This window comes from Ancylomarina sp., from assembly GCF_041555295.1.
GTDB lineage: Bacteria > Bacteroidota > Bacteroidia > Bacteroidales > Marinifilaceae > Ancylomarina.
Genome location: NZ_JBFFKR010000291.1, coordinates 1 through 3,940, shown reverse-complemented (window position 1 = coordinate 3,940; position 3,940 = coordinate 1). Strand labels below are relative to the sequence as shown.

The following is a 3,940-nucleotide window of genomic DNA, read 5'->3' as shown; positions in this document are numbered from 1 at the left end:
GGTAGTCGATATCTCGATGCGAGAAGTGGCAGAATCTGTTTTCATCTATCTGGGTATTCCCTTTTTAGCTGGTATGCTTACACGCTACCTGCTTTTGAAAAGAAAAAGCAAGGCATGGTATCAAGAGAAATTCATTCCAAAGATCAGTCCTCTAACTCTATTCGCTTTATTATTTACCATTTTTGTGATGTTTTCACTTAAGGGTGAGCATATTGTCCAGCTACCTTTCGATGTGGTTAGAATTGCCATTCCTCTACTCATTTATTTCGTTATCATGTTCCTGGTTTCATTCTTTATGGGCAAAAAGGTAAATGCAGGTTATGCCAAAACCGCTACCCTATCGTTTACGGCTGCCAGTAATAATTTCGAATTGGCAATTGCTGTTGCCATTGCAGTTTTTGGTATCGATTCGGGTGTTGCCTTTGCTGCCGTTATAGGTCCATTGGTTGAAGTCCCTGTTTTAATTGCTCTTGTCAACTTATCTCTACGATTTAAGAAGAAATATTTCGGAGATAAATCCCCTGAAGTGAAGTGTGCAAATGATATAAACTAGAATAGCATATTACTTATTATACTGAACGTTTACTTACAACTAAACCAACATTAATATGCTTAAAGCCATCCTGAAAAGGGTGGCCTTTTTTGTATATTAGTCTAATTCACACCATATCTCAATATTTTTAAAACCTTCTTACTTTTCGGATCAATAAATAGCTGAGTTTGCACAAAAAAATTGGGCTATTGAAAACGAATTTTCAACAGCCCTATTCAATATCTAATAGCCTATGGCTTATTATTCAACTTTCTTGCTGTCATCATTCGAAACATCTTCGAAGGCAACATTTTCACCATCTTCAACCTTTTTACCCAGATAATTAGGAAGCTCCATACCCGCCATTTTGAAAAGCTCTTCCATTGGAGGAATAGATCCCATCATACCCTGCATAAAGTTAGCAGTAGATGTCTTACCATCTTTTCCGCCACCATTTTCCCAAACAGTTACTTTATCAATCTTGATATTCTTAATAGCGTCAACCTGAGTTTTAACCAATTCTGGTAATTTGTCAGCAATCATCAACATCACAGCATCTTTGGCATCGCTACCTGCAGCGTTCACAATCTTATCGAAACCTTCAGCCTGCTTGCTCAAAATCTCATAGATACCTTTCGCTTCAGCTTCCATTTTCATGAAAATAGCATCAGCCTCACCCTTAGCATGACGACGGGTTTGTTCTGCAATCGCTTCAGCAGCAATTTCAATTTTCTGCTTGTCAATTTGAGCAGGAATCACGATATCGGCAGTCTGAGAAGCCTTATCACGAGTCGCACGGGCATCTTCAGCATTTTGCTCTGCAGCATAGGCCTCTTCAAGAGCACGCGCCTGAGTTACTTTCTCAGCAGCAGAAGCTAAACGCTCAGCTTCAGCTTCCCTCTCTCTTCTGATTGCATCAGAGTTGGCAATGGTAATTTTAGCAGTATTCTCACCCTCAACAGCACTCGCATCAGCTTTAGCAACCTTTACACGTTGATCCTGATGTGCATTTGCCTCACCAATAGAACCATCACGGTTTTTCTCAGCCACAGATTGCTTGGCATCATTTATCGCCTTAGCAGCGGCTTCTTTACCCAAAGCCTCGATATAACCCGACTCATCGTTAATATCAGTCACGTTCACATTGATCAGCTTCAAACCAATCTTTTTCAGTTCAGCTTCCACGTTAGAAGAAACTGCAGCCAAAAACTTATCACGGTTACAGTTGATCTCTTCGATATCCATAGTAGCCACAACCAAACGCAACTGTCCAAAAATGATATCTTTGGCCAAATTACTAATATTCTCTTGTGATAAACCCAATAAACGTTCGGCGGCATTGGTCATAACGCCCGATTCGGTTGAGACACCAACAGTAAAACGAGAAGGAACATCCACACGAATATTCTGCTTACTTAGGGCATTGGTCAGATTGATTTCGATGGAAATAGGCGTTAAATCAAGAAATGAATAATCTTGAATAATTGGCCAGATAAAGGCCGCACCCCCATGAATACATTTGGCCGAACGCGATTCGGTCTCTACACCCTTACCAACTTTACCATAAACGACTAAAATTCGGTCAGAAGGACATCTCTTATATCGCTTAATTAGCGAAACAATTAAGATGAAAATAAAAAGTGCCACAGCGGCAAACAAAAATAAAATATACTCTCCCATTTTTTATTATTATAATTTAGTGATTAAACACTTGGTTTAACGATTAATATTTGATCATTTAAAACATCGACTACCTCAACCAGTGCACCAGTAGGAATATCCTGATCGGAATCGGTATAAGCATCCAAAGTTTGAAGCCCCTGAACTTGAACTTGAACTTGTCCCATGCCAGCTCTTTTTGCTGGAATTGGAAGATAAACCGTACCTGATTTACCAATAGCATTTTTCATTTTCAGACTACCATCTTCTGTTAATTTTCCCATAAAATACATGATAGAAGCCATAATTAGCATCATGATCAATCCAGCAAGAGTGGCTATCAATGTCGACACAAGTGGGCTAAGATTTGAACCGACACAAATAATTCCAGTCCATCCAAAAATGGTGAAAAATGCCACAAGGTTCTTTAATGAAAAGAATTGAAAATCGATTCCCATATCCCCTTCCACAGAAATATCCGCGTCGCCTTCGGCACTCATGCCATCTACATCACCACCAATAAAACTGGAGATTAGTTGTAGAATAAATAAAACCGAAAAGAGGATTGCAATTCCCCAGAAAAATTGTTCAATCAAGCTCAACGAAGCCCAATCATTTAGAATAAATAGCGTCATAGTTATATAGTTTAGGGGTATGAAAGTAACTATAATTATTGGTAATAAAACAAAATTAAGACTTCCTTATGTAAATTTTAGTTGTACTTTATGTTTCTCAGGATATTATTAGCCTTTACAAGGATAAAAATGTAATTCTCTAATCTGAATTTTGAATTGATTTAAAGAATGAGAGTTTTAAAAAGGTTATCTGCAAGCCCAGGAATGTATTATAACCTAAAAGGGAATGGCATAGAAATTGCATAAAATAAATTTTTAATCACAGATAAAATATTAGAAATTTACAAGCACGACGCAACCAATCTGTAGTTTTGGTATCATCAAAATAATTAAACTAAAAACATATAAGTATGAGACAATTTATTCTATTGGGTTTTGCCCTTTTAATCACACAATTTTCTTCCGCACAATCAGGAACAAAGAATTTCATAGATCAGAATTATATTGAAGTTAATGGTAATGCTAAGATGGAAATTATTCCTGATGAGATTTATTTAAACATTAATTTGAGCGAACGCGATACAAGAAACAAGGAAAGCGTTGATCAGTTGGAAAAAAAGATGTTTAAGACTTTAAAGCAAATTGGCATTGACCTTGAAAAGCAAGTTTCCGTTCAGGATTTTACCAGTAACTTTAAAACTTACTTTCTAAAGAAAAAAGACATCATGAAATCGAAAGATTTTCAGGTGATTGTACACGATACAAAAACGCTTTCGAGCTTATTTTCTTCTTTGGAAAAAATTGGCATATCGAATATTCAAATCGAGAAGGTTGATCATTCAAAAATTGAAGAATTCAAACTTGAAGTTAAAGTAAAAGCTATTAAGGATGCTAAAGCCAAAGCAAAGGCTTTAACAGCTGCATTGGATCAAGAAGTAGGGAAAGCCATTTACATTAACGAAGGCTCATATAATACGTACCAGGCTCGTCCACAAGAAAAAAGAATAATGATAAGAGGTATGGCCAGCCTAGAAATGGAAGATGCTGCTCCACAAATCGAATTTCAAAAAATTGAATTAGAGAACAGGATCATGGTTCGTTTTGAACTCAAATAAATCATTGGGAATAAGAAAAACACATATAATAGAAAGTAATCGTCGTATATTTAAAAACG

The 3,940-nt window shown here is 36.7% G+C and carries 3 protein-coding genes and 1 pseudogene; 2 read left to right on the top strand and 2 right to left on the bottom strand.

Going from position 1 to position 3,940, the window contains the following annotated elements; genetic code table 11:
- Window positions 1-553 (top strand): annotated as a pseudogene (locus ABY905_RS14790) (arsenic resistance protein); the annotation flags it as partial.
- 240 nt (window positions 554-793) lie between these two features.
- Here the strand turns inward: ABY905_RS14790 and ABY905_RS14785 are convergent.
- The gene (locus tag ABY905_RS14785) at window positions 794-2,212 is read right to left on the bottom strand and encodes a flotillin family protein (protein WP_372645234.1); all 1,419 of its coding nucleotides are present in this window, start codon (window positions 2,210-2,212) and stop codon (window positions 794-796) included.
- Between the two features lie 23 nt (window positions 2,213-2,235).
- The gene (locus tag ABY905_RS14780) at window positions 2,236-2,826 is read right to left on the bottom strand and encodes a hypothetical protein (protein ID WP_372645232.1); all 591 of its coding nucleotides are present in this window, start codon (window positions 2,824-2,826) and stop codon (window positions 2,236-2,238) included.
- Window positions 2,827-3,176: 350 nt separating this feature from the next.
- Here ABY905_RS14780 and ABY905_RS14775 point away from each other — a divergent pair, with 350 nt between their 5' ends.
- Window positions 3,177-3,881: an SIMPL domain-containing protein gene (locus tag ABY905_RS14775; RefSeq protein ID WP_372645230.1), complete on the top strand. Its 705-nt coding sequence runs from the start codon at window positions 3,177-3,179 to the stop codon at window positions 3,879-3,881.
- The last annotated feature ends 59 nt before the right edge of the window (window positions 3,882-3,940 follow it).

Excerpts from the sequence above, each read along its gene's own strand:
- ABY905_RS14785 (WP_372645234.1), bottom strand. The coding sequence starts at position 2,212 with ATGGGAGAGTATATTTTATTTTTGTTTGCCGCTGTGGCACTTTTTATT.
- ABY905_RS14780 (WP_372645232.1), bottom strand. The coding sequence starts at position 2,826 with ATGACGCTATTTATTCTAAATGATTGGGCTTCGTTGAGCTTGATTGAA.
- ABY905_RS14775 (WP_372645230.1), top strand. The coding sequence starts at position 3,177 with ATGAGACAATTTATTCTATTGGGTTTTGCCCTTTTAATCACACAATTT.